This window comes from Brenneria uluponensis (assembly GCF_032395385.1).
Lineage (GTDB): Bacteria > Pseudomonadota > Gammaproteobacteria > Enterobacterales > Enterobacteriaceae > Prodigiosinella > Prodigiosinella aquatilis.
In genome coordinates this window covers 4,732,913-4,757,624 of the sequence record NZ_CP135917.1, presented here as the reverse complement: position 1 = coordinate 4,757,624, position 24,712 = coordinate 4,732,913, and the positions used below count along the sequence as shown (strand labels likewise).

General features: G+C 49.7%; 24 protein-coding genes and 1 pseudogene. 19 read left to right on the top strand and 6 right to left on the bottom strand.

Annotation, left to right across the window (positions count from 1 at the left end):
* The first annotated feature begins 95 nt into the window (after nucleotides 1-95).
* From RS889_RS22185 to RS889_RS22170, 4 genes are read left to right on the top strand one after another with little or no spacing between them, the layout of a single operon-like run.
* The gene (locus RS889_RS22185; RefSeq protein WP_315708722.1) at nucleotides 96-386 is read left to right on the top strand and encodes a helix-turn-helix domain-containing protein; all 291 of its coding nucleotides are present in this window, start codon (nucleotides 96-98) and stop codon (nucleotides 384-386) included.
* Nucleotides 376-1,731 carry a type II toxin-antitoxin system HipA family toxin gene (locus RS889_RS22180; protein ID WP_315708721.1) on the top strand — a complete coding sequence of 452 codons (1,356 nt, stop codon included), beginning with the start codon at nucleotides 376-378 and terminating at the stop codon, nucleotides 1,729-1,731. Before RS889_RS22185 ends, RS889_RS22180 begins: the two co-directional genes overlap by 11 nt.
* Nucleotides 1,732-1,743: 12 nt before the next feature.
* The gene (locus RS889_RS22175; RefSeq protein WP_315708720.1) at nucleotides 1,744-2,748 is read left to right on the top strand and encodes a YecA family protein; all 1,005 of its coding nucleotides are present in this window, start codon (nucleotides 1,744-1,746) and stop codon (nucleotides 2,746-2,748) included.
* Between the two features lie 10 nt (nucleotides 2,749-2,758).
* The gene (locus tag RS889_RS22170) at nucleotides 2,759-3,877 is read left to right on the top strand and encodes a hypothetical protein (protein ID WP_315708719.1); all 1,119 of its coding nucleotides are present in this window, start codon (nucleotides 2,759-2,761) and stop codon (nucleotides 3,875-3,877) included.
* 148 nt (nucleotides 3,878-4,025) lie between these two features.
* Here RS889_RS22170 and RS889_RS22165 read toward each other — a convergent pair whose 3' ends face one another.
* Together RS889_RS22165 and RS889_RS22160 are read right to left on the bottom strand one after the other, a co-directional pair.
* Complete coding sequence (locus tag RS889_RS22165; RefSeq protein ID WP_315708718.1) at nucleotides 4,026-5,339, bottom strand: ATP-binding protein; 1,314 nt, start codon at nucleotides 5,337-5,339, stop codon at nucleotides 4,026-4,028.
* 231 nt (nucleotides 5,340-5,570) lie between these two features.
* Nucleotides 5,571-5,825 (bottom strand): helix-turn-helix domain-containing protein, encoded by a 255-nt coding sequence (locus tag RS889_RS22160; RefSeq protein ID WP_315708717.1) that lies wholly within the window; start codon nucleotides 5,823-5,825, stop codon nucleotides 5,571-5,573.
* 142 nt (nucleotides 5,826-5,967) lie between these two features.
* On the opposite strand from RS889_RS22160, the pseudogene RS889_RS22155 reads away from it, so the two are divergent.
* Nucleotides 5,968-6,279, top strand: a pseudogene (locus RS889_RS22155) (transposase); the annotation flags it as partial.
* Here the strand turns inward: RS889_RS22155 and RS889_RS22150 are convergent.
* The 4 genes from RS889_RS22150 to RS889_RS22135 form a co-directional block, all read right to left on the bottom strand.
* Nucleotides 6,214-6,852, bottom strand: coding sequence for a tyrosine-type recombinase/integrase (locus RS889_RS22150; RefSeq protein ID WP_315708716.1), 639 nt, complete (start codon nucleotides 6,850-6,852; stop codon nucleotides 6,214-6,216). The pseudogene RS889_RS22155 and the gene RS889_RS22150 sit on opposite strands and share 66 nt — an antisense overlap.
* 314 nt (nucleotides 6,853-7,166) lie before the next feature.
* Nucleotides 7,167-8,030, bottom strand: coding sequence for a YicC/YloC family endoribonuclease (locus tag RS889_RS22145; protein ID WP_021014014.1), 864 nt, complete (start codon nucleotides 8,028-8,030; stop codon nucleotides 7,167-7,169).
* Nucleotides 8,031-8,334: 304 nt separating this feature from the next.
* Entirely contained in the window at nucleotides 8,335-9,243 is a 909-nt protein-coding gene (locus RS889_RS22140) for a LysR family transcriptional regulator (protein ID WP_021014015.1), read from the bottom strand.
* A 149-nt stretch (nucleotides 9,244-9,392) separates the two neighbouring features.
* Nucleotides 9,393-10,469: a dipeptidase gene (locus RS889_RS22135; protein ID WP_290181262.1), complete on the bottom strand. Its 1,077-nt coding sequence runs from the start codon at nucleotides 10,467-10,469 to the stop codon at nucleotides 9,393-9,395.
* 202 nt (nucleotides 10,470-10,671) lie between these two features.
* Here RS889_RS22135 and RS889_RS22130 point away from each other — a divergent pair, with 202 nt between their 5' ends.
* From RS889_RS22130 to tatD, 14 genes are all read left to right on the top strand, one after another.
* Complete coding sequence (locus RS889_RS22130) at nucleotides 10,672-12,267, top strand: ABC transporter substrate-binding protein (RefSeq protein ID WP_315708715.1); 1,596 nt, start codon at nucleotides 10,672-10,674, stop codon at nucleotides 12,265-12,267.
* On the top strand, nucleotides 12,267-13,277 hold the full coding sequence (locus RS889_RS22125) for an ABC transporter permease (RefSeq protein WP_315708714.1): 1,011 nt from the start codon (nucleotides 12,267-12,269) through the stop codon (nucleotides 13,275-13,277). The genes RS889_RS22130 and RS889_RS22125 overlap by 1 nt, the downstream gene beginning before the upstream one ends.
* Nucleotides 13,274-14,176, top strand: a complete 903-nt coding sequence (locus RS889_RS22120) for an ABC transporter permease (protein ID WP_021014019.1) — start codon at nucleotides 13,274-13,276, stop codon at nucleotides 14,174-14,176. Before RS889_RS22125 ends, RS889_RS22120 begins: the two co-directional genes overlap by 4 nt.
* A complete protein-coding gene (locus tag RS889_RS22115; protein WP_315708713.1) occupies nucleotides 14,177-15,007 on the top strand; it encodes an ABC transporter ATP-binding protein in 831 nt (276 codons plus the stop codon). It abuts the gene before it with no gap.
* The gene (locus RS889_RS22110) at nucleotides 15,004-15,744 is read left to right on the top strand and encodes an ABC transporter ATP-binding protein (protein WP_021014021.1); all 741 of its coding nucleotides are present in this window, start codon (nucleotides 15,004-15,006) and stop codon (nucleotides 15,742-15,744) included. Before RS889_RS22115 ends, RS889_RS22110 begins: the two co-directional genes overlap by 4 nt.
* The gene (locus RS889_RS22105) at nucleotides 15,741-17,249 is read left to right on the top strand and encodes a serine hydrolase domain-containing protein (protein WP_315708712.1); all 1,509 of its coding nucleotides are present in this window, start codon (nucleotides 15,741-15,743) and stop codon (nucleotides 17,247-17,249) included. The genes RS889_RS22110 and RS889_RS22105 overlap by 4 nt, the downstream gene beginning before the upstream one ends.
* A 194-nt stretch (nucleotides 17,250-17,443) precedes the next feature.
* Nucleotides 17,444-18,946, top strand: coding sequence for a DNA recombination protein RmuC (rmuC, locus tag RS889_RS22100; protein WP_315708711.1), 1,503 nt, complete (start codon nucleotides 17,444-17,446; stop codon nucleotides 18,944-18,946).
* Nucleotides 18,947-19,119: 173 nt separating this feature from the next.
* Nucleotides 19,120-19,875, top strand: a complete 756-nt coding sequence (gene ubiE, locus RS889_RS22095; protein ID WP_021014024.1) for a bifunctional demethylmenaquinone methyltransferase/2-methoxy-6-polyprenyl-1,4-benzoquinol methylase UbiE — start codon at nucleotides 19,120-19,122, stop codon at nucleotides 19,873-19,875.
* 14 nt (nucleotides 19,876-19,889) lie between these two features.
* Nucleotides 19,890-20,498, top strand: coding sequence for a ubiquinone biosynthesis protein UbiJ (ubiJ, locus tag RS889_RS22090; RefSeq protein ID WP_315708710.1), 609 nt, complete (start codon nucleotides 19,890-19,892; stop codon nucleotides 20,496-20,498).
* Nucleotides 20,495-22,132: a ubiquinone biosynthesis regulatory protein kinase UbiB gene (gene ubiB / locus RS889_RS22085; RefSeq protein ID WP_315708709.1), complete on the top strand. Its 1,638-nt coding sequence runs from the start codon at nucleotides 20,495-20,497 to the stop codon at nucleotides 22,130-22,132. The genes ubiJ and ubiB overlap by 4 nt, the downstream gene beginning before the upstream one ends.
* Nucleotides 22,133-22,216: 84 nt before the next feature.
* Nucleotides 22,217-22,474 (top strand): Sec-independent protein translocase subunit TatA, encoded by a 258-nt coding sequence (tatA, locus tag RS889_RS22080; RefSeq protein ID WP_315708708.1) that lies wholly within the window; start codon nucleotides 22,217-22,219, stop codon nucleotides 22,472-22,474.
* A 3-nt stretch (nucleotides 22,475-22,477) separates the two neighbouring features.
* Nucleotides 22,478-22,984: a Sec-independent protein translocase protein TatB gene (gene tatB / locus RS889_RS22075; protein WP_315708707.1), complete on the top strand. Its 507-nt coding sequence runs from the start codon at nucleotides 22,478-22,480 to the stop codon at nucleotides 22,982-22,984.
* 3 nt (nucleotides 22,985-22,987) lie between these two features.
* Nucleotides 22,988-23,749: a Sec-independent protein translocase subunit TatC gene (gene tatC, locus RS889_RS22070; protein ID WP_315708706.1), complete on the top strand. Its 762-nt coding sequence runs from the start codon at nucleotides 22,988-22,990 to the stop codon at nucleotides 23,747-23,749.
* A gap of 165 nt (nucleotides 23,750-23,914) precedes the next feature.
* A complete protein-coding gene (gene tatD, locus RS889_RS22065) occupies nucleotides 23,915-24,697 on the top strand; it encodes a 3'-5' ssDNA/RNA exonuclease TatD (RefSeq protein WP_315708705.1) in 783 nt (260 codons plus the stop codon).
* Nucleotides 24,698-24,712 lie beyond the last annotated feature (15 nt).

Sequence of the window (24,712 nt, the reverse complement as noted above, 5' to 3'; positions counted from 1 at the left end):
ATTTTCAATACCTTTTTTATTTATGGCTACAATAGTAGCCATTTATGGTTTTTTACCGATATAATGGACATAACTGTATCTATGAGTTGTTGCGGATGAATTTTACCTTACTTGATGATACCGATGTGAGCCAAGCTTATGCTGCTTATTTGCGTGAGTTACGCCAACAAGCAAAGCTGTCACGCGCTGCACTGGCAGAGCGAAGCTGCGTACCTGCGGCCACCATTAAGAAGTTTGAACTGACTGGGCAAATTTCATTTCGCCAATTGCTGTTGCTTTGGCAGTCCCTCGACTCATTGGATAGGCTTTATCAGCTCACACAACCGAACAAAGAGCGCGTCACTATGCCCACTAGTATCGATGAGGTGCTAAAAGATGAGTTTTAAACCGATCCAAAAACTCACCGTAACCCGCACGTTAAGCTCAGGTGAGCAGGTTGCTGTAGGGGTCTTGGCGCAGAATCGGCAAGGCGTTTTTTTTCAGTATGCAGACAGCTATTTACAGAAGTTTGGCAATTTATCGCCTTTTACTTTGCAAGCGAATACGCAAGTTCAAGCAGCACCTAAAGAGCCGCACCAAGGTGTGCATGGCGTATTTGGGGATTGTTTACCTGATGGTTGGGGTATGCTGTTACAAGATCGTATTTTCCGGCAAAAGGGCATTCTGCCTAATCAATTAACAGCGATGGACCGGCTGGCTTTTGTCGGTGATAAAGGCATGGGAGCGCTTTCTTTTTCTCCGGTGTCTGAGCTTTCAGCCTCGACGCACGCTGACATTGATTTAGCAACGTTGGGCATAGAAGCGCAAGCGCTGTTCGATTCATCAATGTCAGATTATATGGATAACAACAACGATGATTTGGATGGACATACTCAACAGGTATTGGCCGCATTAGTCGCGGGTGGTAGTTCGGGTGGGGCCAGACCAAAGGCGCAGATTTATATGCCTGCCGGAGAAACTAAGCAATGCCGAACTTTTGCACCGCCAGGTGATGAAGCGTGGCTGATTAAGTTTACCTCGAAAAATCTAGCGCTCGGGCATGAAGAAGGATTGTGTGAGGCGGTCTATTTGCAAATGGCCGGGCAAGCTAAGTGCCAACCGCCAATTTGGCAACTCATTGAAGCGCCGCATACAAGCGGTGCGTTTGCATGGTTGGCGCTCAAGCGTTTTGATTATGTCGCTGAACATACTGATTTAGTCAGTACGCGCAGTTCAGGTCGCTTGCATATGCACAGCGCCTGCGGGCTGATGGATGCAGACTTCCGAGTGCCAAGTTTAGATTATTTTGATTTGATGAAAGCCAGTCGTCAGCTGTGTAAATCTCCAGCTGTTGGACAATTGCAATTTCGCCGTGCCATTTTTAACCTGCTGTCGTCTAACCAAGACGATCACAGTAAAAATTGGGCTTTTTTGCAAGCGGATGACGGCCAGTGGCAGCCTGCTCCCTTTTACGATGTCACTTATAGTCCGCATCCATTTAACGAACACGCCACTGCCTTTGGCGGTTATGGTAAAGCTCCGCCGCTTAAGGTGATGCAAAAACTTGCAGCAAGTGCAGGCTATGGGAGTTGGAATGATGCAAGGCAAGTCATTGAAGAAGTCGCAGAAGCACTCAGACAATTTACTTATCTTGCCCAGCAACAAGGGATCAGTAAAACGACAGTATCAGTAATTGCTAAGACACTGGAACAGCGCAAGCAGGAAAATGCCGCGCTTTTTCTACAACAATAAGAAGGGACAACAATGAAGCTCGGCCGAAACGATCCTTGCTATTGTGGCAGTGGTAAAAAATTTAAACGTTGTTGTATGAGCAGCGTTTCCAAGCAACATGCCCAAGTCCTCGATGATGTTGAAGCCATGCTGGCAATGAACCCAAATTTGAGCCTTGATGAACTCGACGCAGTTTTACAACACAAAGTGCAGGACCGCAATAATCAACCTCATCCCGATTTTTGTGGCGTGACACCAACGCAAATGGCCAATTGGCTTTATGCGCCTTTTGATGAATTACAGTGGGTGACAATCAGCACACCAGACGAACTTTCTGCCAGCCCGGTGATGCTTTATCTAGCGCTAATTCTTGATGAGGCCATGGCACAAGAAGGCTCATTCAAAGCCACGAGTAAAGGCAACTTACCGGCTAAGTTGGTTAAACAGGCCAGTGAGTTATTGCCTGAGTTTGCCGTTGCTCAATTCGAACGTGACATAAGTATCAGCGAGTTTGCGGGCAGTAACGAAGACCAATTCAATGCCTTGCACTACACCAGAGTGCTAGCCGAAATTAACGGCATTATTTATCGACGTAGCGGCCGCTACCATGTGAAAAAATCAGCGCAAAAACAGTATCAGGCTGAAGGTATACAAGCATTTTTCAAACCTATGTTAGAAGCCGCCATCAGCAAATATAACTGGGGATATTTGGACGGCTTTGAATACGATGTCGAATTGCGACCGTTTTGGGTGTTTATGCTGTGGCGAATTCAATGCCACAGAAGTTTTGAGCAGCTTGTTAAAGAGGTGATGACGGCTTTCCCCGATTTATTGCTGGCATTCCCAGCAGATGATTACTTCTCACCGGAAAGAAACTTAAGCATGCTCATCGAATCCAGGTTTATTGAGCGATTTTTACAGTTTTGGGGATTTGTGACCATGGACCCAAGACGTTATATAAACGCTGAACCCGTCGCCAGAGTGGTTAAGGTACAGCCTTTGTTAAAACAAACTTTTCAATTCACAATAAATACATAGCAAGGTCATCGTGAGCGAATATCAATACTATAAATTCGAGCGTCTGGATGGGTATTTAGATGCTAAAGAACGCCAAGCACTCAGAGCCATCTCAAGCCGTGCCGAGATCAGCGCTACGTCCTTTCAGGTGTATTACACCTACAGAGACTTAAAGGCGGAGCCTTCTGAGCTGATGTTAAAATACTTCGATATCGGTTTTTACTATGCTGATTGGGGCTCAATCGATGCTTACATCAAGCTACCAACTGGAACGATCCCTGATGCGTTACTTGGTTTTTCAAGCGATGGGCTTCATGTACATCAAAGCGATGAGTGGCAACTGCTGATTTTTTCCATCGAAGAGTATGACGAATATTTTGACGATGAACATGCTGACGACTTTTTCCAGCATTTAGCTGGTTTACGCAGCGAGATAATGCAAGGTAATTGGCGTCTTGTGTACTTTATGTGGCTCAAAGAGTGCGATTTTAATGACGAACTTGAGGGAGTCCCGTTAATTCTATTCGATTTTGAGCACCTCAGTGAAGAGGTGCAGGCCTTTGCGGCGCTGTATGATATTCCCTTAGCATTGGTTAAGGCACTCGCCATGGTGCTGAACGAACAACCAAGTCACCAAGCCAAACAAGCCCATTTTCAGTTTGATGTGTGGCTCAACAAACTCACGGAAGCACAGAAAGACACGCTATTACGCACGCTTTTTGAACAAGGCCAGTTAACCCGACACCAAGCCTTAGCGCTGACGCGAAAAGAACCAGCTAACAAGGACGAAGCCTATCAGTATTGGTTAACGCCCGATCTGATTACCCCTTACATTGAACAAGCGCAAAGCCAATTACAGCAAGAGCAAGCTGAGGCACTCGCAAAAAAATTAGCCATCGAAAAAGCGGAAAAAGAAAAAGCGTTGACGGATATCTACAATCAGCGTGAGCGTTGCTGGCAGCAAGCACAAGAGCAAGCGAATCGCACCTGCGCTAGTGGCTATGATACGGCATCACGCTATTTGCATCATCTGAACGAAGCCTATCAGTTCAAAGCGGATGAAGCGGCGTTTGAGCAACGCTTTAAACGCTTTGTTGTGGCGAATAATAGCCGTAAAGCGCTGTTAAATCGCTTGAGTGATTTGCTTTAAATGATTGGGGTTATAGAACGATCATAGAGTGTTAGAAAATTCGCTCAGCATGGATTACCTGAAAGCTTGTATGCCCACCTTAAGGTCTATAGATTATTACCTACAAAGTAACTTTGTGTAGGCCTCTGGGATTCTAAGCAACGCGCTTTTACCATCTATTTGGTAAATACTGTGTGAAATACAAAGGCATCACGATATTGGTTTGTTCTAACGCTGATGAGCCTTGTGTGCCAGTTAACTTAAAGGTTTTACTTGGAGCACATTTTTCAACGTAGGATGCCAGCGATTTTGCTCTTGTACGTTTGCCGCTTTTGACTTCAACAGGGATGATATCGCCTTCATCGGTTGCCAAAATAAATTCGATTTCGGCGCGGGCGTCATTCCATGAATAGCTTGGGTCAACGCCAATAGCAGTGAGCTCTTGTTGCACAAAGTTTTCAGCCATATAGCCTTTGTATTCGTAGTTTTGTTGCTTAATCTCTTTATAACTGCTGCCTAGCATATGATTGAGCAGCCCCACATCAAATAGAAACAGTTTAACCATATTTTCTTTTTTATAGGCCGCCAGAGGTGATTTTGGCATCCCTTCAATAGGGTAGTTTGGCAAGGCTAAACGGCAGCAGTTAAGCCAATGGATCGCGGTTTCAAAATCGCTATAACGAGATTTACGCTCATGCACATGTTTAAATTTAAAGCGTTTAACGGACTCATTGCTGACAAGTGATAGCTGCGCTGGAATGCTATTAAACACAGATTCAATCAGTGTGGCATCGACCTTGCCCGCGTACTTACCAAAATCGCGGCGATAACCTTCAACTAAATCGGCATGAATTTTTGTGACTTTTTCAACCCGCTCTAAAATGCTTGAATCTTTAAACCGATACCAAGCAGAAACAGCTTCTGGCATACCACCGGTAAAAAAGTAGTCTGTTAGTTTATCCATCAATTTAGTGTGCACTGCCGGTGTGCTTGCTTGACTATCAAACGCTTTGATCAGCGCTTGCTCGTTTGATGCATAAATAAATTCTTGGAAGGTCAGTGGTCGTAAATTGTATTGTTCTACCTTGCCTACAGGGAAGGTGTTGAGCAAACCAATGTTTGAGCCGCTGGCTGCGACAAAATAGGACGGTGCTTTTTCGGCAAAATACTTAAGCGAAGTAACGGCACGTTCACATTCGCCAATTTCATCTAATATCAGCAGATCGGTTTCTGGGTTGAACGCCTGATTGGTCAAAAGCTCAATGTTCATTATTAGCTCGTCAGGTGACAGTGAGCCATCGAACGCTTCTTTGTGGGCGGGATTTTCAAGAAAGTCGATACGAAGGATGTTGGCAAAGATGTTACCAAACAACTCTTGCAGCAGATAGGTTTTACCTGTTTGCCTTGCGCCATCGATCAATAATGGCTTGCGCACAGGTTGTTTTTTCCATGCTATTAAGGCGTTGAGTAAGTTACGCTGCATTGTCATTTCCCGCCAATTAAGATTGTTAACGGCCTATACTATAACTCAACTTACACTTTTACGCGCATAAAAGTGCGTAATTTTACATTTTTACGCGCATAAAAGTGTAATGACGTTCTGATCGAGTATAAAACAGCCCCTCAATAGCTCTCTTTCTTCTTTGCTGCTACCAGCTTGTTGGGTACGTTTTGCTAATTTGATATGAGCTACTGCTATACGAATATGACGCACTTATTTTTTATTTAGCAATTGGATGTCTTGCAGCTTTCTTCCCAGCTCGTCATCACGGGCGACCTTGGTTAGGTCGTCTAACAAGCCGAGGACTGCCAAAACATTAACGTAGTGACCAAGTGAAACGGAAGGATCGCCTTTTGATATTTTGCGTAGCGTTGGCTTAGAGATCCCTGTCCTGCTATGCATCATTTCTTGAGTAATGCCGCGTCTATTCATCGCCAATGTTAAGTTTTCGCCCAAGATATTTAACATCTTCCTTTGTCTAGGGAATACGACAGCAGTGCGTTTTGTTTTTGGCTCGCTAGGGCCTGTTGATCTTTCGAAGCGAATTATTGAGCGGCATGGCGAATTGATATAATCACTTTCGCCAAAAAACAATCCACACCAAATCACCATGCCTCGAATAATGCTAACAGATGAATACGGGTTAAAGCTATCCAGACTCCTGCTTGAAACCGGACGTGTCTATAACAAATCGGAACACCGTATGACACTTGAAGGTATTTTGTACAGAATGCGTGTCGGTTGTCCGTGGCGCGATATCCCCTGCGCTTTTGGCGACTGGAACACGATTTACCGTCGTTTTAATCTTTGGTCGAAAAAAGGTGTTCTTCTTCAATTATTCACGGCATTGAAGCAATCACCTGATTTTGAATGGGAATTTATTGAGGGCAGCATTGTCAGAGCTCATCAGCACGCCACCGGCATCGTCCACAGTGAAGGCTGCGGCTGGGTTGTTCAGCGTTAAATCGAGCTTAATCGCATGTCGAAACAGCTGCTTCATGTACATCAAGGTGTCGTTGGCAATGGTAGGGCGGTTACTTTCTCGGATGCGCTCTAATACTTCGCGCACGTCGCGTGCGGTCACCTCAGTAATACACTTAATGCCAATGACTGGGCTTATCTCTTTGGTGTAAACCCGATACGGAATCTTGGGGTGCTTGAGTCGTCGACTCAGGTCTGTTCGATACCAGTCATGGAACAGTTGATCCACGGTTTCAATGTCAGGTAACTCGATTTTCTGTTTTTCCAGAAGAGGATCTATGCCGTCGCGTACTTCTTTTCGAAAATAAGCGGCGGCAATTCTAGCGTCTGCCAACGACATTAAAGGAAATTGTCCCAAGGTTGCTTCTCGTCTTCCTTTGGCTGTGGTGTAGCGGATCATCCAATAAGGTGAGCCCTGTTTACGGACGCAAAAGTATAGCCCTTCACCATCTGAATATTTTTTGGGTTCGGCTTTGCTATATGCAATAACCTGTTTTGCTGTGAGTTTTCCCATGTTTACTCCATAGTTGCTGAAATAATGGAGGGGGCAATAATGGCTGCCCACCACCGATTTGCTTATTGAATCAGCAGCTAACCTGTTGTGGTGGCGAGTTAAATGCGAAAATTGGGTAACTTACTGCCCACCAATTTGCTCACCGCAAAACGCTTATTGAGCCAAAATGAGGGGGCTGCCCACCATTCTGCTCACCACTAAACAGGTAGTTGGTAACGGACATCTGCAAACCGATTTGGACGAGGGAAATAAAAAAGCCCTGTATTTACAAGCAAATAACAGGGCTTTTAAGACATTCTTGGACGGGTAAAAAACTATTCGATGTTTTGAATTTGTTCCCGCATTTGCTCAATCAGCACTTTCAGTTCGATGGCGGAGGTCGTTACGTCGGCGTTGATGGATTTAGACGCCAGCGTGTTGGATTCGCGGTTGAATTCCTGCATCATGAAATCCAGACGGCGACCGACGGCTTCCTGTTTATCGAGGATTTTGTAGGTTTCCTTAACGTGCGCTTCCAGTCGGTCCAGCTCTTCGGCAACGTCGGCGCGTTGGGCCAACAATACCAGTTCCTGTTCCAGACGGTTGTTTTCCAACTGTACATTCGCGTCTTCCAGCTTGCTCACCAGCCGCTCACGTTGCCATTGCAGAATATTCGGCATATGTGCGCGTACTTTGGCAACTTCTTCGCTGACACCCGCCAAACGTTGTTCGATCAATGCTTTCAGCGCATTACCTTCGCTTTCTCGGGCGGCGATAAAATCATCCATGGTACTTTCCAGCGTTTGCAATAGTTCAACGCTGATGGCGTCCAGATCTTGTTCCTGGGCGACCATTACGCCGGGCCAGCGTAGAACTTCCAATGGGTTGACCTCACCTTCATCGCTTTGCATTTTGACCCAATTGGCGGCTTCCACCAGTTGTTTGGCCAATTTTTCATTAAGGATCAACGAGCCTTGTGCGCGTGGGTCGAGTTCAAAACGCAGGTTGCATTCAATTTTGCCGCGAGTCAGGCGGTTACGGATGCGTTCGCGGATTATCGGTTCCAGGCCGCGAAACTGTTCCGGTAAACGAATATAGGTTTCCAGATAACGTTGGTTTACGGAGCGCAGCTCCCAGGCTGCACTGCCCCAGTCACCCTTGATTTCTCGCCGGGCGTAAGCAGTCATGCTACGAATCATCGGTGCATACCTTAAAGAAGTGATGATGTGAGTATAGCGTTGTGACCGGCGGCAGTAACGGGAATTTTGCCATCGGTGAGGATGATTGCCCGAGCAAGTGGCTATATCCAATAGATTTCCAGGTGCAGAGGGCGACAAGCGAATGAATGACGATGAGCTTACATAAGTGAGTGATTCGGGTAACAAATCTTCGGGAGCAGCTTTGAACGCGGTTTGCAGCAGCCCCCAAAGGGGCAGGGCTGAATAACTGAGCGTAGCCAACGCAGTCGGCAACGTGAAAAATGGTGGATATATGAGCGCTATATCACGCGGCGTTGAGTATGGAACTGCATTGGCTGGCCAGTTCCCAGCATTTGTTTTTCAGCACATGTTTGAGTTGTAACGCTGCGCGTGACTGTGGCGTATCCCGGCGACTGATCAGCATGACTTCAAACGGCAATGGCTGGGCGATAGGCACAATTTTCAACTGGTCGGCATAGCGACGTGCGGTAAAGAGATCGACGATGCCGGTACCACCGCCTGCCAACACCATGTCGGCAATCACCGAATAGGTTTTGATAAACAGCGACGCGGCCGGTTTCAGCCCCTTATCACGCAGGGCGCGGTGAACCACCTGACCAAGGGGATCCTGCTGCTGCATCATCAACAGGTTGTTATCACATAACCATTCCAGCGTTACCGGGCCTTGTTGTGGGCTGTCTTTGGGTAACAATGCCATCATTGTGGACTGGAACAACGGTTCCGCCAGTAAGTCTGAAGGCACCTGTTGACCAAATACCAGTGCGAAATCAAGCTGATGTTGCAGAATATTTTGACATAGCGTACTGAAATGCTCGGTAACCAACTCGACATTTACCAGTAACGCTTGTTGGTGATATTCCACCATCGCCGGAGCGACGATCATCTGCCCGAAAGCATGGGCGGCACCCAGTCGTACCGTTTGTCCCTTACCTTTGCGAATCTGTTCGGTCAGGGAATTGATGGCCTGCAAATGATTGTAGAGCGCCTGGACTTCGGGGATCAAACGCTGTCCTTCTACCGTGGCAATCAATCCTTGGGCCCGGCGTTCAAACAGAGCAAAACCGAGTTGTTGTTCGGCGTGGCTCAGTACCCGACTGACATTAGGCTGGGAGACGTTAAGTAACCGTGCAGCACCACTGATGGTGCCGGCTTGCACAATTGCCTGAAATACCTCGATATGACGTAACCGCATTTATCTTGCCCCGAATAGCTATTATTTATTCCAAATGAACAGATACTCCAAATGAACCGATCGCGTTCACATTCCAAGCTATCCATGCCATAGGTTTATGCAATATTTACGCCATTCCTGCTTTTTTTGCTTATTATTTCGACGGAATGCTACTCACCCCAGGTAGCATCGAGTACACGCAGCCAATTACCGTAACAGATCTTTTCCAGCAACGAGCGTTCATAACCCTGTGCGGCCAGCGCTTGCACCAAAATGGGGAGACTGGCGATATCTTTCAGGTCTGGTGGCGTAGTGGTGCCATCGAAATCGGAGCCAAATCCCACGCTATTTTCACCGACTTTCTCCAGTAGATATTCCACATGGCGAACAATTTCCTGCACGGTGGCGTTCGGGTCTTTTCTGCCATCTTCGCGCAGGAACGCGGTGCCAAAATTTACCCCGACAAATCCCTGACTATCACGGATCGCGGCGAGTTGACGGTCAGTCAGATTGCGGGATTGCGCGCACAACGCATGGGCATTGGAGTGGCTGGCGACCAACGGAGCGTCGGAAATGTCGGTGGTCTGCCAGAAACCTTTCTCATCCATATGCGAGACATCCACCATGATGCGTTTGGCATTACAGGCACGTACCAGCCGGATACCCGCTTTGGTCAGTCCATCTCCGGTATCTGGCGAAGATGGAAAGCGAAACGGGACGCCGGAACCGAAAATATTCGGGCGACTCCACAGCGGCCCCAGGCTACGTAATCCGGCGGCGTAAAGAATATCCAGAAGATTCAGGTCCGCATCCAGCATCTCCGCACCTTCAATATGCATCACCATCGCCAGTACGCCTTCCGCCATACAGCGGCGGATGTCTGCCACGCTGCGGCAAATTTTTGCTCGACCGGCGGAGTCGGCCTCAATACGCAACAGTGTGGAGAGCATGAAAAAAGCGATATCACGTGCGTCTTGCATTGACGGTGTGGCATGCGGGGTAAACAGAGGATCACCGTCTGGTACGGTTATTGCTTTCGGTTGTGGGGAGGGGATATAGGTGGCAAACAATCCGCCAGCCAGTCCGCCTTGCCGGATACGAGGCAGGTCGATCTGACCCTGTGCCGGACCGGTGATGAAGGCTTCAACCGGGTGCTCTCGGTGTTGACGCCACAACTGTGACAGCACGTCGTTGTGACCGTCAAAAACGGGGATGCGCTCGGTATTACAAATCAGCTTGTCGGTCATGGGCGAAAGTCCCGGTACTTGTTTGAAATAAAACGCTCTTTGCTCTGATGAAGCCTGTTTTGCACCATCATGGGGCAATCCTGGCAAAGAAAAAATCACTCTTTGCTGTGCTCATTTAAGCCAGTGCCGTTTGCCGCTGTCAAGACGAAGCTTGATACTAAATATATTAGTTTTATTTATATATCAATCACTTGGGGGATTTATGGTTACCAGAAGACGTTTTCTTGCCGGATGTACCGCTGTGCCTTTTCTCTCTTACCTTAGCCTCAATTCCGCTTTTGCCGCCACACCACCTTCTATTCTGGTGATGGCGATGCAGCTTGATAATATGACCAGCCTCGACCCACAAGAGGGCTTTGAAGCGACGGGTTCTGAAATCAGCGGCAATCTCTATCAGCGATTGGTGATGCCAAATCCGAGCAATCCGCAGGAGGTGCAAGGTGAGCTGGCCACCGATTGGGAAGTCAGTAACGACAGCAAGACGTTTACCTTTCATATTGATCCCAAAGCGACGTTCTTCGATGGTAGCCCGGTGACAGCGGAAGATGCGGCCTTTTCACTGCAACGTGCAGTAAAACTGGATAAAAGCCCGGCATTTATCATCAATCAGTTCGGTTTCACCAAAGACAACGTTGAGCAGCATGTTACGGCTCCTGACACACATACGCTGGTGATTAATCTGGATCAACCGGCGTCAGAATCCTTCCTGCTGTACTGCCTGTCCGCGCCAGTTGGCAGTATTGTGCAGAAAAAGGCCGCGCTGGCTAACCAGCAGGGCAACGATTTGGGTAACCAGTGGCTGAAGCTTAATAGCGCCGGTTCCGGTCCCTTTGAACTGGTGAGCTGGAAAGCCAGCGAGAGCGTGATTCTGAAGAAAAACCCGCATTTCCCGTCCAAGAACCCAATCACACGCATCATCATGAAACACATCGTCGACCCTTCGGCACAGTTGTTGATGTTGCAGAAAGGGGATGTGGATATCGCCCGTAATCTGACTACTGAGCAGATCCGCCCGCTCCTCAATGACAGCCATTACCATTTGGTGCAGCAACTTGTATCCAGCGTGATGTTTCTTTCCTGCAATACCACTAACGAATTGCTGAAAAAACCGCAGGTGTGGCAGGCGATCAAATGGGCGCTGGATTATGACAGTATCCAGCAGAACATTGTGCCGATGACGCACAAAGTACATCAAAGCTTCCTGCCACGCGGTTTTCCGTCGGCACTGGCTGATACGCCATTCCATCTGGATGTGACCAAAGCCAAAGCATTGCTGGCGGAAGCAGGTTATCCGGATGGTTTTGAAATCACGCTGGATCACTACTCGCCACAGCCGTATCCGGATATTGCGCAGGCGGTGCAGACTCAACTGGGTGCGATTGGCATCAAAGTGAAACTGATTGCGGCGGAAAACCGTCAGGTGCTCACCAAAATGCGCGCCCGTCAGCATCAGTTGGCGATGACCGTATGGGGAGCGGATTACTTCGATCCTAATTCCAATACCGAAGCATTTTGTGTCAACACGGATAACAGCGATGGTGCCCGCAATCGTACGTTGGCATGGCGTTGTGGCTGGTCTGATGCAAAATTCAATGAGATGACGGAACAGGCATTGCACGAAACCGATCCGGCCAAGCGTATTGCCCTGTATGAAACCATCCAGCGTGAACACCGTGAGCACAGCCCGTTCGTGATGATGATGCAAGAACAGATGAATATCGCCAGCGGTAAAAACGTCAGTGGTATACAGATGTCTGTATTACGTAAAAGCCCTTATCAATTGGTGAAGAAAGCCTGATGCGGATACTGATGCGTTTTTTCAGTACGCTCGGCAGTCTGGCCCTGACGTTGTTGGGGCTTTCCATCCTGACGTTCTGTATTGGTCGGGTGATGCCGACCGATCCGGTACTGGCAATGCTGGGAGATAGCGCCCCGCAACCCGTGGTAGAGCGGGCGCGTCAGGAGCTGGGGCTGGATCAACCAATCTGGATGCAATACGGCCACTATATCAACCAACTATTGCACGGCGATCTGGGGCGTTCCATTCTTACGTCCAACTCTGTTACGGATGACATTTTCCGTTACTTTCCCGCCACGCTTGAGCTGGCGACCGCCGCCATTATCATCGCGGCCCTGGTGGGCATTCCGCTGGGCGTATGGGCAGCAGTACGGCAGGGCAGTTGGCTGGATCAGACTATCCGGGTCATCTGTCTGGCCGGACATTCATTACCTGTCTTCATACTGGCGCTGCTCAGTCTGCTTATCTTCTATGCCGTACTGGGTATTGCGCCGGGACCGGGTCGTCAGGACATTATTTTTCAAGATATGGTGCCGCAGGTCACCGGGTTGCTGACCGTGGATTCCCTGCTGGCCGGGGATATCGACGCCTTTAAAGATGCGCTGGCACATATGGTGCAACCGGTATTGATTCTGGCGTACTTCAGCATGGCGTACATCACGCGTATGACACGTACTTTTATGTTGAATGCGCTCAGCGGTGAGTTCATCACTACGGCGCGCGCAAAAGGGCTGTCGTCGCGCCGGGTGATTTGGCGACACGCGTTTCCCACCGTGGCGGTGCAATTGGTGACGGTGCTGGCGTTGACCTATGCCAGTCTGCTGGAAGGTGCGGTGGTGACCGAGAACGTCTTTTCCTGGCCGGGTCTGGGCCAGTATCTTACGACCGCACTGTTGAATGCTGACATGAATCCGGTAGTCGGTGCCACGCTGTTGGTGGGAGCAGTCTACGTACTGCTCAATTTGCTGGCTGATATTCTCTATCGACTTTTGGATCCCCGCGTAACATGACTTCTTTTGTCTCACGAGCCTGGTTGCTCGACGAAACGCCAACCACACGCCGTCAGGCGGTGTGGGGACAACGCTATCGGCTATGGCTGGGATTGCGCACCAACCCATTGGCGATGGTAGGTTTGATGATTATCGTGTCGGTGTTGTTGCTGTCGCTGGCTGCGCCGTTACTGACACCGTATTCCCCCGGCTTTCAGGACCTGTCCAACAGGTTAGCGGCGCCTTCTGTCCAACATTGGTTGGGTACGGACGAACTGGGACGCGATGTGTACAGCCGTATTTTGTATGGTGGTCGCACCACTCTGGGGATGGTGATCGCCGTTGTGACCATCACCGCGCCTATTGGATTGCTGGTGGGGTGTATCGCTGGTTACATCGGGGGTTGGCTGGATAAGATTCTGATGCGTTTGACGGATATCTTTTTGTCATTTCCCCGGCTGGTGCTGGCGCTGGCATTTGTCGCGGCGCTTAAACCCGGTGTGGAAAGTGCGATTCTGGCGATAGCGCTCACGGCCTGGCCACCCTATGCCCGACTGGCGCGCGCCGAAACGATGCAGTACCGCTACAGCGATTTTATCGCTGCCAACCGCCTGACTGGGGCAACACCGATGCGCATTATTCTGCGCCATATCATGCCGTTGTGTTTGCCGAGCCTGATTGTGCGCATCACGCTGGATATGAGTTCCATTATTATCACCGCCGCCAGTCTTGGTTTTCTCGGCATGGGGGCGCAGCCGCCCTCGCCGGAGTGGGGCACGATGATTGCTACCGCCCGTCGTTTTCTGTTCACCGAATGGTGGGTGCCGCTGATGCCTTGTATCGCTATTTTTCTGACCTCGCTGGCGTTTAATTTTCTGGGCGACGGTCTGCGCGATGTGCTGGATCCCAAGGAGCGCTAAATGCTGGTGGAAATTGAAAATCTGCGTATCGCCTTTACCCATCGGGCAGAAACCTTTGAAGCGGTACGCGGCGTATCGCTGAATGTCGGCAAAGAAAAGTTTGCCATCGTTGGAGAAAGTGGCTCCGGTAAATCGTTGACGGCCCGTAGTCTGATGCAATTGCTGCCGGGTAATGCGGGGATACAGGCCGATAAGCTCAGCTTTGATGGCATCGATCTGCGTGGCGCCAGTGAAAAAACGCTGTGCCAGATTCGTGGCAGGCGTGTGGGTTTTATTTTGCAGGACCCGAAATATTCGCTGAATCCGGTGATGACTATTGGCCAGCAGGTGGCAGAGTCGTGGCGGCAACACAAAGGCGGCAGCAAGCGTGCAGCGATGGACGCGGCGGTGGATCTGCTGGCGCAAGTGCGTATCCGTGATCCGGAGCGAGTGGCCAGCAGTTACCCGCATGAAGTATCCGGTGGGATGGGCCAACGGGTGATGATCGCCATGATGTTGGCGCCTGACCCGGAGCTGTTGATTGCCGACGAACCTACCAGTGCGTTGGATGCCACGGTGCAGGCGGAGATCCTGCGGCTGATCGACGATCTGGTGTCGCAGCGAGGGATGGGGCTGATCCTGATCAGTCACGATCTGCCATTGGTGTCGCATTTTTGTGATCGGGTGGCAGTGATGTATGCCGGGCGGATCGTGGAAATGTTGGCCGCCAATCAACTGCAACAGGCACAACATCCGTATACGCGCGGATTGCTGGAGTGCTTGCCCTCGCTCTTGCATCCACGGGAACGGTTGCCGGTGATGAAACGTGATATTGCCTGGAGGGACGCATGATTAAGTTAGAGAATTTGCGCATCTCATTTGGGTCTATAGCGGTGGTAAAAGGCGTCTCATTTGAGGTGGCGAGCGGGGCCAGCTTTGGCATCGTTGGTGAAAGTGGGTCCGGTAAATCCACTATTTTGCGGGCGTTGTCGGGGCTGAATAACCACTGGAGCGGCACCATTACCTTTGGTGGCATGGCGTTATCCGCGCATCGCGGCCGGACGTTCTTTCGTCAGGTGCAGATGGTATTTCAGGACCCGTATGGTTCTCTGCATCCACGCCAGACGATTGACCGTATTTTGCATGAACCGTTGTTGATACATCGTGTTGATCGTGCTGAACAACGCATTACGCAGGCACTGGACGAAGTAGGGTTACCGTCTGCGGTACGTTTTCGTTTCCCACATCAGCTGTCCGGTGGGCAACGCCAACGTGTCGCCATTGCCCGGGCGTTAATCGCCGAACCTGAAGTATTACTGCTGGATGAGCCGACGTCCGCGCTGGATGTGTCGGTGCAGGCGGAAATTCTCAATCTGCTTACCGACCTGCGAGCGGAGCGAAAACTGACCTACATTATGGTCAGTCATAATCTGGCGGTAGTCTCGCATCTTTGCCAGCGTATCGGGGTGATGCAGAACGGCGAAATGGTGGAACAGCTCAGTGCCGATGACTTACGTGCGCGACGTATTCGGCATCCTCACACGGCTGAGCTGTATGATTTAAGTATGACACTGGAGGAGCCAGTATGACACTGCATTGGCAGCGCGCCATCGATGTGGCCCAGTCGCTGACCCACGCCTGGAATCAAGGCGCACAGCCAGGCGGTGCCATCGCTCTGTTTGATGGCAAACAGATTCAGTCCGTATGTTGTGGCGGCCTGGCGGATTTGGCGCAGCAGACGCCGTTTACCCCCCACAGTGTGGTGCGTTTCGCATCTGTGACCAAGCATCTGTTCGCCGCCATGGTCACCGGCCCCGCCAGCCATGCTATTTCCCTCACCGACACCTTGAACCAGCATTTGCCACAACTGCGTGGTGATAACGGTAACGTCACGGTAGGTCAGGCGCTGGATATGACCTCCGGTCTTCCGGATGTGCGGGAAACCTTGTCATTGCTGGGACTTTCTGTTTACAACGCGACCTCGGCGGCAGATCTACTGGATTTTTTGACACAATGGGGCTCACTCAACTACCCAGCGGGCAGCGAGATTTCCTACTCCAACACGGGTTATCGATTGGTAGAGGAAGCGCTAAAAGCCAAAGGTATTTACTTCTCTGATCTATTACGCCAGCAAGTGTGTGAACCCTTGGGTATTCAACTTCATGCGCCGGAAACCTGGTTTGATATTGTCCCTGGCCTGATGCCGGGGTATTGGCAAGGCGCAACGGGCTGGCAGCTTGCCAGCGCAGGTTTGCATCTGTCGTCGTCCGGTTGTGTCGCTGGCAGCGTGCAGGATTTGACGGTCTGGCTGCAATCGCTGCTGATGAACTCGGGTCCCGGCGACGGCGTATTATCCCGCTTGACGCAACCACGCCGGATGAATGATGGCCGGATTACCGGTTATGGGCTGGGCATTACCCACAGCCGGGTCGGCGATGCATTGCTGGTCGGGCACGGTGGTTCTCATGCGGGTTACAAAAGTTATTTCCTGCTCGACCCGGCGCGACAAGTTGGTGTCACACTGGTTGCCAACCGCGAGGATGTCACGACCTACGATAGTGCGATGCGTGTTATGGCGGCGCTGCTGGATCAGCCGTTGCCGCAGCAAGGCCATTCGCTGACTCCCGGTCTTTACGTGGCGGAACAGGGCGGCGATTGGCTGGAGATCAACGAGAAAAGTGCCTGTTGGCTGGGGGCCGCAGAAACGCTGTATCACAGTGGGCAGCCCGAAGTGGCAATATCCCTTTCCAGCCATTTACCGATGCGTCTTCGACAAAATGGTATGGCGATTGAGGGTGAAATTGGTCATGCACCACGCCGTTTTGTCCCGGCGACGGCTGATGACAGCTTATCTCACATTCAGGGATGCTGGCGGCTGGCAGACACCCGCAGTGAACTGGTGATTGATGGCGACCAATTGGCCATGGGTATTGGCCCGGCAGCGATTACCGCCACACTCAAATCCCTCGGTCAAGGCCGGGGACGTGCCATTGCGCAGGATGGCCCGTGGGAGAAGCGGTTTGGCCTCTATCTGGATGGTGATCAACTACAGTTGCTGCTTAATCGCAGTCGAGTCGTGAGATACGAGCGCTGATGATTAACCGTGCATAGCGTGGTCTGATAATGTGTTGTGCAATAACCGGGGACTGACTGCAACGCGAACGTCTTTAATGCAGTGGATTTCTGAAGCCGCCTCCCACCGCTTGACGTATCTGTCCAATTCCTTCTGGACATCCATACAGTATCAATTTACCTTGACGGGCAGCAGCGAGGTAAAGCGGAGGCCGTGTGGATATCTCTCTATTTTATGGTATTGGTGGCGTAGCAGTAGGCTTGCTACTAGGTTGGCTCATTGCGGGTTTGCTTCAGCAACAGCGGCAGGCGCGATCTGAAACAGAGCAGCGTTTGTTGGCACAAGCGTTGGAACAGGCCCGTCAGTCTTTAAATGAGAGCCAGCAGGCCAGGCAACAGGATCAGCAGCGACTTGGTCAGCAGGAAATGGAATTGCGAACACTGCATGGGCAACTGGCAGCCAGCCAGGAGAAGTTGCAGCAACTGGTGGAACTGCGCCAGGAATGTGAGCAGCTTAATCAGGAACTGCGGGCGCTTCGGGAGGCCAATGGCGCACAAGAAGCTGAATTACGGGAAGTGACTATCCGCCTGGAAGAGACGCGTCTGGCGGCTGAAGAAAAGCAGCGCTTGCTGACCAACAGTGAGCAGCGTCTCTCCACTCAATTTGAAAACCTCGCCAACCGAATTTTTGAGCACAGTGGCCGTAAGGTCGATCAGCAGAATCAACAGAGTCTGGATCGTTTGCTGACACCATTGCGGGAACAACTGGATGGATTTCGTCGTCAGGTGCAGGAAAGCTTCGGTTCCGAAGCCCGGGAACGCCATACGCTGGCGCATGAGATCCGTAATCTGCAACAACTTAATGCCCGGATGACACAGGAAGCGGTTAACCTGACCAACGCACTGAAAGGTGACAACAAAACACAAGGAAATTGGGGTGAAGTGGTGTTGAGCCGGGTGCTGGAAAGTTCCGGGCTGCGCGAAGGGCATGAATATCAAATTCAAGTCAGTGTGCAGACCGACACTCACTCACGTTTACAGCCGGATGTCATCGTGCGCCTGCCACATGGTAAAGATGTGGTCATTGACGCCAAGATGTCGTTGGTGGCCTATGAACGTTACTTTAACAGCGATGATGAGATCGAACGGTCCGCCGCACTCAATGAGCACTTGGTGTCAATCCGCAGTCATATCCGTCTTTTGGGTAACAAAGATTATCAACAATTACCGGGATTGCGCTCGCTGGATTATGTATTGATGTTCATTCCGGTGGAACCCGCATTCCTGGTCGCTATTAATCGCCAGCCAGATGTTATCACCGAAGCGCTTAAACATAATATTATGCTGGTCAGTCCTGCTACCTTACTGGTAGCGTTGCGGACGATTAATAATTTATGGCGTTACGAGCAACAAAGCCGCAATGCACAACAGATCGCTGAGCGAGCTTCCCGGTTGTACGACAAGCTACGCCTGTTCGTTGACGATATGTCATCACTGGGGCAAAGCCTGGAAAAAGCACAGGGAAGTTATCGTCAGGCCATGAAAAAACTCTCTTCAGGCCGCGGAAATCTGATTAATCAGGCGGAAGGTTTCCGGGCATTGGGCGTAGAAATAAAACGGCCTATTAACGCATCGTTGATTGACGATGCCGAGTCAGTCAATGTGGAGTATCACCCGATTGTCGAGGACGACGAGCCCGTTGATGAAAAACCAGCGTAAGTCGCTGTCGTACAGGTATAAACTGTTCCAGCATCCTTTATGTGGTAGGTATACGGTGCTCTCACTTCTCTCGGTATATCGGTAAATAAGGACGGTAGCTTTTAACTTGGGTCTGTTACACTCTCCCCATTAGTAGGTAGATCCAAATTTTGACTGAATGGTAGGCGGATAACATGGTAGACAATTCAGAGAAAACTACACATTTTGGTTTTCGCACCGTAGCGAAAGAAGAAAAAGAAGGCATGGTCGCCGACGTTTTTCATTCTGTGGCTACAAAGTATGATTTGATGAATGACCTGATGTCTTTTGGTATTCATCGTGTCTGGAAAAGATTCACCATTGAGTGCAGTGGCGTGCGGCGCGGTCAGCATGTGCTGGATCTTGCCGGCGGCACTGGAGACTTGACTGCCAAATTCTCACGTCTGGTCGGTGATGACGGTGGGGTTGTACTGGCGGATATCAATGCTTCAATGTTGAAGGTCGGTCGTGAAAAGCTGCGTAACAATGGCGTGATTGGCAATGTCGATTATGTCCAGGCCAATGCAGAGGCCTTGCCTTTCCCAGATGATTTTTTTGACTGTATTACCATTGCTTTCGGCCTGCGCAATGTCACTGACAAAGAGAAGGCGTTGCGCTCCATGTATCGCGTGCTGAAACCTGGTGGCCGTTTACTGGTGCTGGAATTTTCCAAGCCGACAGTGAAAATGCTCAGTAAGGTCTATGACGCCTACTCTTTTCACATACTGCCTCGTATTGGCGAAATGGTGGCAAGTGATGCCGATAGCTATCGTTATCTGGCAGAATCTATCAGGATGCACCCGGATCAGGAAACGCTGAAAAACATGATGAGTGACGCGGGATTTGACAACGTCAATTATTTTAATCTGACCGGTGGAGTTGTTGCATTACATCGCGGTTTTAAATTCTGAGTTTGGGAATACCAATGCTGTTAATGCCTGTACTGATCGCTGCGCTGGAAACGGCGTTTAATCAGCTATTGTTTCGTGACCGGAGTATGAAGGCCGCACGTCAACGTTTGCATGGGAAAACGCTGTGTATTGACGTCGCCGAGCTAAGCACGCCGCTGGTGCTGGTTTTTACTGAGCATCACCTGGATATCGTGAGTCAATGGGAGGATGTGCCTGATTGCCATTTGCAAACCCGGCTATCCGCTTTGATGAAATTGCGTGATCGCCAACACCTTTCCGCGTTGATGCGCAGTGGTGAACTGATAGTAGAAGGTGATATTCAGGTCATCCAACAATTTATCGGGTTGCTGGATCTGGCAGAGTTCGATCCTGCTGAATGGTTAGCGCCTTATCTTGGTGACGTTGTGGCAGAAGGATTGAGCCAGGCTGCACATAAAACGGTAGGGACATTGACTCGTACGCTGTGCCGTCAGCAGCATTATTTATCTGAAACGCTCACAGAAGAGTGGCGTCTGGTACCAGGCAAGCTGGAAGGTCTCTGGTTCCAGGATGAAGTGACTGCGTTGGAGCAATCTGTGAGTGCATTAACCGAAAGGTTGGCAAAGCTGGAGAGATCTCAATGACGCCAGGAGAGTTGGTCCGCCTTTACCGAATTATCCGTGTACTATTGAGTTATGGACTGGATGAATTGATTCCGCGGATACGCCTGACGTTCCCTCTTCGTTTGGGTCGTTATTTCCTGTTCTGGTTGCCTAACCGTCATAAAGACATGCCGTTAGGGGAGCGTATGCGTCTGGCATTACAGGATCTCGGGCCAGTGTGGATTAAGTTCGGGCAGATGATGTCTACTCGACGGGATTTGTTTCCACCTGCTATCGCTGATCAACTGGCAATGTTGCAGGATCGGGTAGCGCCTTTTGATGGTGCTCTGGCTCGTAAGCAGATTGAAGCGTCAATGGGCGGATCGCTGGAAACCTGGTTTGATGATTTTGACTCGATCCCACTGGCTTCGGCATCCATTGCTCAGGTGCATACGGCTAAACTGAAAACATCGGGCAAAGATATTGTGATTAAAGTGATTCGCCCGGACATCCTGCCAGTGATTAAAGCCGATATGCGCCTAATGAATCGGCTGGCTAGCTGGTTGCCAATTTTGTTATCGGATGGCCGTCGTCTGCGACCACGTGAAGTCATACGTGAATATGAAAAAACGCTTTTGGATGAACTGAACCTGCTGCGTGAAGCAGCAAACGCCATCCAACTGCGACGCAACTTTATCAATAGCCCTATGCTTTACATACCAGAGATTTATTCGGATTACTGCACCGAACGCGTGTTGGTTATGGAGCGTATTTACGGTATTCCGGTTTCTGATGTGGATACGCTCAAGAAGCACGGTGTTAACATGCCTTTGCTGGCTGAACGTGGTGTGCAAGTATTTTTCACTCAGGTTTTTCGGGATAGTTTCTTCCATGCGGATATGCATCCGGGCAATATCTTTATCAGCTATGAACATCCTGAAGATCCGCAATATATTGGTATTGATTGCGGCATCGTCGGTTCTCTTAACAAGGAAGATAAGCGGTATCTGGCGGAAAACTTCATTGCCTTTTTCAACCGAGACTACCGTCGGGTTGCTGAACTGCATGTGGACTCTGGCTGGGTTCCTGCGGATACCAATGTAGAAGAGTTTGAGTTCGCTATTCGTACTGTTTGTGAACCCATTTTTGAAAAGCCGTTGGCGGAAATTTCATTCGGCCATGTATTATTGAACCTCTTTAATACGGCGCGTCGCTTCAATATGGAAGTGCAGCCGCAACTGGTATTACTCCAGAAAACATTACTTTATATTGAAGGGATAGGACGCCAGCTTTATCCTCAGTTAGATTTATGGAAAACCGCCAAGCCTTTTCTGGAAACCTGGCTGAAAGATCAGGTTGGGTTACCTGCGATGTTGCGTGCATTTAAAGAAAAAGCACCATTTTGGGCGGAAAAATTGCCTGAAATTCCGGAATTGTTTTATGACGGATTAAAGCAACATAAGATGTTGCGGCAGAGTATGGAGCAACTCGCCAATGAACTACATGTTCAACGGGTTCGTCATGGTCAATCCCGTTATTTGCTAGGTGTAGGGGCGGCACTGTTAATTAGCGGGACATTGCTGTTAGCCAGTCATGTTGAAGCGGATATTGTACCCGCTGGTTTGATAGCCGCAGGTGTTGTTGCCTGGCTGATTGGTTGGCGCTGTACTCGTTGAATAAGATCATAATCAGTAGCATGATTACCGTTTATAATAGTGGTGATCTTGATAGTTATCCCTTGTATAAAGAGGTAAAGCGTTATGGGCGGTATTAGTATTCCTAGTTTGTTGATCATCGCGGTCATCGTGGTGTTGTTGTTTGGCACCAATAAGCTGAGAACGTTGGGATCAGATCTCGGTGCTTCAATTAAAGGCTTTAAAAAAGCCATCAGTGAAGAGCCGCCATCTGCCGACGACGAAAAAACACAGCAAGATGCTGACTTTGCGACTAAATCCATTGCGGATCAAAAGCCGGAAGCCAAGCAGGAAGAGAAGAGCAAGAATAAAGAACAGGTGTAATCTGTGTTTGATATCGGGTTTAGTGAACTGCTGCTGGTGATGATAATCGGCCTGGTAGTCTTGGGGCCGGAGAGATTGCCTATCGCAGTAAGAACGGTTGCCGGTTGGATCAGAACACTGCGCTCATTGGCTTCTACCGTACAAAATGAGTTATCACAGGAATTGAAGTTGCAGGAATTGCAGGACAGCCTGAAAAAAGTAGAGCAGGCCAGTAGCCTGAGTAATTTATCTCCAGAGCTTAAAGCTTCCATGGACGAACTGAAAGAAGCCGCCGAAGCCATGAAACGCAGCTATGTTGCCAAACCTGAGCATACGGTTCCTGTGGAGCCGCCGAACGATCCTGAAGTCATCTATGACGGGGTTGTAGAACAGGAAGAGACACCGGTTACTCCTGTGATAACTCCGTCATTGGAAAACATGCCAGATACAGTAGTACCTGAGTCCGATAAAAAAATAAAACCTGAGCAAATTGCTGCGGTTCCCACTTCTCAACTAGGTGATGATCATTAGTGTATGGCCGTTGATGAAACACAACCGCTGATTAGCCATCTGATCGAGCTGAGAAAGCGGTTAATAAATAGCATTATCTGTGTGCTGGTCGTGTTCTTGGCGCTGATCTATTTTGCTAATGACATTTACCAGATTGTCTCTGCTCCATTGATCAAACAGCTTCCTGTTGGCGCGAGCATGATTGCTACTGACGTGGCATCGCCTTTCTTTACGCCGATAAAACTTACCATGATTATTTCGGTATTTGTGGCGGCTCCGTTAGTGTTGTATCAAGTGTGGGCATTTGTCGCACCGGCGTTGTATAAGCATGAACGCCGTCTGATGGTTCCACTGTTGATTTCCAGCAGTTTGTTGTTTTATCTGGGTATGGCATTTGCGTACTTTGTGGTATTCCCACTGGCGTTCAGTTTTTTCGCTCATACGGCACCGAAAGGGGTCATGATCGCAACCGACATTAATAACTACCTTGATTTTGTCATGGCATTGTTCATGGCATTTGGTGTGTCATTTGAAGTTCCGGTGGCGATAGTTCTGTTGTGCTGGAGTGGTGTGATTACGCCTCAGGACCTGAAGAAGAAACGTCCTTATGTGCTGGTAGGGGTTTTTGTCGTCGGCATGTTGCTGACTCCACCAGATGTTTTATCCCAGACACTATTGGCGATCCCCATGTATCTGTTGTTTGAAGTCGGTATATTTTGCTCCCGGTTTTATGTTGGTAAGGGACGCCGTCAGGATAACGCCACCACCGAAGACTCTTCACAGTAATTTTACCAGCCCGGTAATTTATCTTACCGGGCCTTGTCTGACTGATTAATCATGTTGCCCTATTTTAAGACCGCAAACATCGTTCTCGTCAGCATACCTCTCGATGAGAGGTTTCGTTTTTTTCATCATCCCTGATGTTCTGGGAACAGAAACGAGGTGGAAAGGATGTTTGATATTGGTGTCAACCTTACCAGTTCTCAGTTTGCCAAGGACCGAGAACAGGTCATTATTCGGGCTCGGCAGGCCGGAGTTACCGGGTTGTTAGTGACTGGGAGTAATGCATCAGACAGTGAACATGCCGCCGCGCTGACGACTATTTTTCCTGATTATTGCTGGTCTACGTCGGGCGTTCATCCCCATGAGGCGAGCACCTGGACAGACGTGGTGGCAGAACAGATTTACAGTTTGACACTGCGTGACAAGGTTGTGGCAGTAGGAGAAAGTGGTTTGGATTTTAATCGTAACTTCTCTACTCCATCACAGCAGGAGCGTGCTTTTACCGCTCAACTGGCAATCGCGGCGGAACGATCATTGCCAGTGTTTTTACATTGCCGCGATGCCCATTCACGCTTTATCAGTCTGTTGACTCCCTGGTTGGATAAGCTTCCTGCGGCCGTTGTGCATTGCTTTACGGGAACTCGTCATGAACTGGACGATTGTCTGAATGCTGGATTGATGGTGGGGATCACGGGTTGGGTCTGTGATGAACGTCGTGGCCTGGAACTGCGTGCTTTGCTGGAATATATCCCCGATGATCGGCTATTACTTGAAACCGATGCACCGTATTTGTTACCCCGGGATTTACATCCTAAACCTGCATCCCGCCGTAACGAACCCTGCTTTCTCCTACATATTGTCCGTCAGGTGGCGACCTGGCGCGGTCAGGATGCCAGCCTGCTGGGGGAGAGAGTAGATGAAAACGCCCGCCGGGTTTTCCGGCTGGCCTGATTCAGGAGAATAATA

Excerpts from the sequence above, each read along its gene's own strand:
- RS889_RS22135 (WP_290181262.1), bottom strand. The coding sequence starts at position 10,469 with ATGACCGACAAGCTGATTTGTAATACCGAGCGCATCCCCGTTTTTGAC.
- RS889_RS22160 (WP_315708717.1), bottom strand. The coding sequence starts at position 5,825 with ATGTTAAATATCTTGGGCGAAAACTTAACATTGGCGATGAATAGACGC.
- ubiE (WP_021014024.1), top strand. The coding sequence starts at position 19,120 with ATGGTAGACAATTCAGAGAAAACTACACATTTTGGTTTTCGCACCGTA.
- ubiB (WP_315708709.1), top strand. The coding sequence starts at position 20,495 with ATGACGCCAGGAGAGTTGGTCCGCCTTTACCGAATTATCCGTGTACTA.
- RS889_RS22130 (WP_315708715.1), top strand. The coding sequence starts at position 10,672 with ATGGTTACCAGAAGACGTTTTCTTGCCGGATGTACCGCTGTGCCTTTT.
- RS889_RS22115 (WP_315708713.1), top strand. The coding sequence starts at position 14,177 with ATGCTGGTGGAAATTGAAAATCTGCGTATCGCCTTTACCCATCGGGCA.
- RS889_RS22175 (WP_315708720.1), top strand. The coding sequence starts at position 1,744 with ATGAAGCTCGGCCGAAACGATCCTTGCTATTGTGGCAGTGGTAAAAAA.
- RS889_RS22180 (WP_315708721.1), top strand. The coding sequence starts at position 376 with ATGAGTTTTAAACCGATCCAAAAACTCACCGTAACCCGCACGTTAAGC.
- RS889_RS22105 (WP_315708712.1), top strand. The coding sequence starts at position 15,741 with ATGACACTGCATTGGCAGCGCGCCATCGATGTGGCCCAGTCGCTGACC.
- tatA (WP_315708708.1), top strand. The coding sequence starts at position 22,217 with ATGGGCGGTATTAGTATTCCTAGTTTGTTGATCATCGCGGTCATCGTG.
- RS889_RS22165 (WP_315708718.1), bottom strand. The coding sequence starts at position 5,339 with ATGCAGCGTAACTTACTCAACGCCTTAATAGCATGGAAAAAACAACCT.
- RS889_RS22140 (WP_021014015.1), bottom strand. The coding sequence starts at position 9,243 with ATGCGGTTACGTCATATCGAGGTATTTCAGGCAATTGTGCAAGCCGGC.
- ubiJ (WP_315708710.1), top strand. The coding sequence starts at position 19,890 with ATGCTGTTAATGCCTGTACTGATCGCTGCGCTGGAAACGGCGTTTAAT.
- RS889_RS22150 (WP_315708716.1), bottom strand. The coding sequence starts at position 6,852 with ATGGGAAAACTCACAGCAAAACAGGTTATTGCATATAGCAAAGCCGAA.
- RS889_RS22145 (WP_021014014.1), bottom strand. The coding sequence starts at position 8,030 with ATGATTCGTAGCATGACTGCTTACGCCCGGCGAGAAATCAAGGGTGAC.
- tatD (WP_315708705.1), top strand. The coding sequence starts at position 23,915 with ATGTTTGATATTGGTGTCAACCTTACCAGTTCTCAGTTTGCCAAGGAC.
- RS889_RS22185 (WP_315708722.1), top strand. The coding sequence starts at position 96 with ATGAATTTTACCTTACTTGATGATACCGATGTGAGCCAAGCTTATGCT.
- RS889_RS22110 (WP_021014021.1), top strand. The coding sequence starts at position 15,004 with ATGATTAAGTTAGAGAATTTGCGCATCTCATTTGGGTCTATAGCGGTG.
- tatC (WP_315708706.1), top strand. The coding sequence starts at position 22,988 with ATGGCCGTTGATGAAACACAACCGCTGATTAGCCATCTGATCGAGCTG.
- RS889_RS22120 (WP_021014019.1), top strand. The coding sequence starts at position 13,274 with ATGACTTCTTTTGTCTCACGAGCCTGGTTGCTCGACGAAACGCCAACC.
- RS889_RS22125 (WP_315708714.1), top strand. The coding sequence starts at position 12,267 with ATGCGGATACTGATGCGTTTTTTCAGTACGCTCGGCAGTCTGGCCCTG.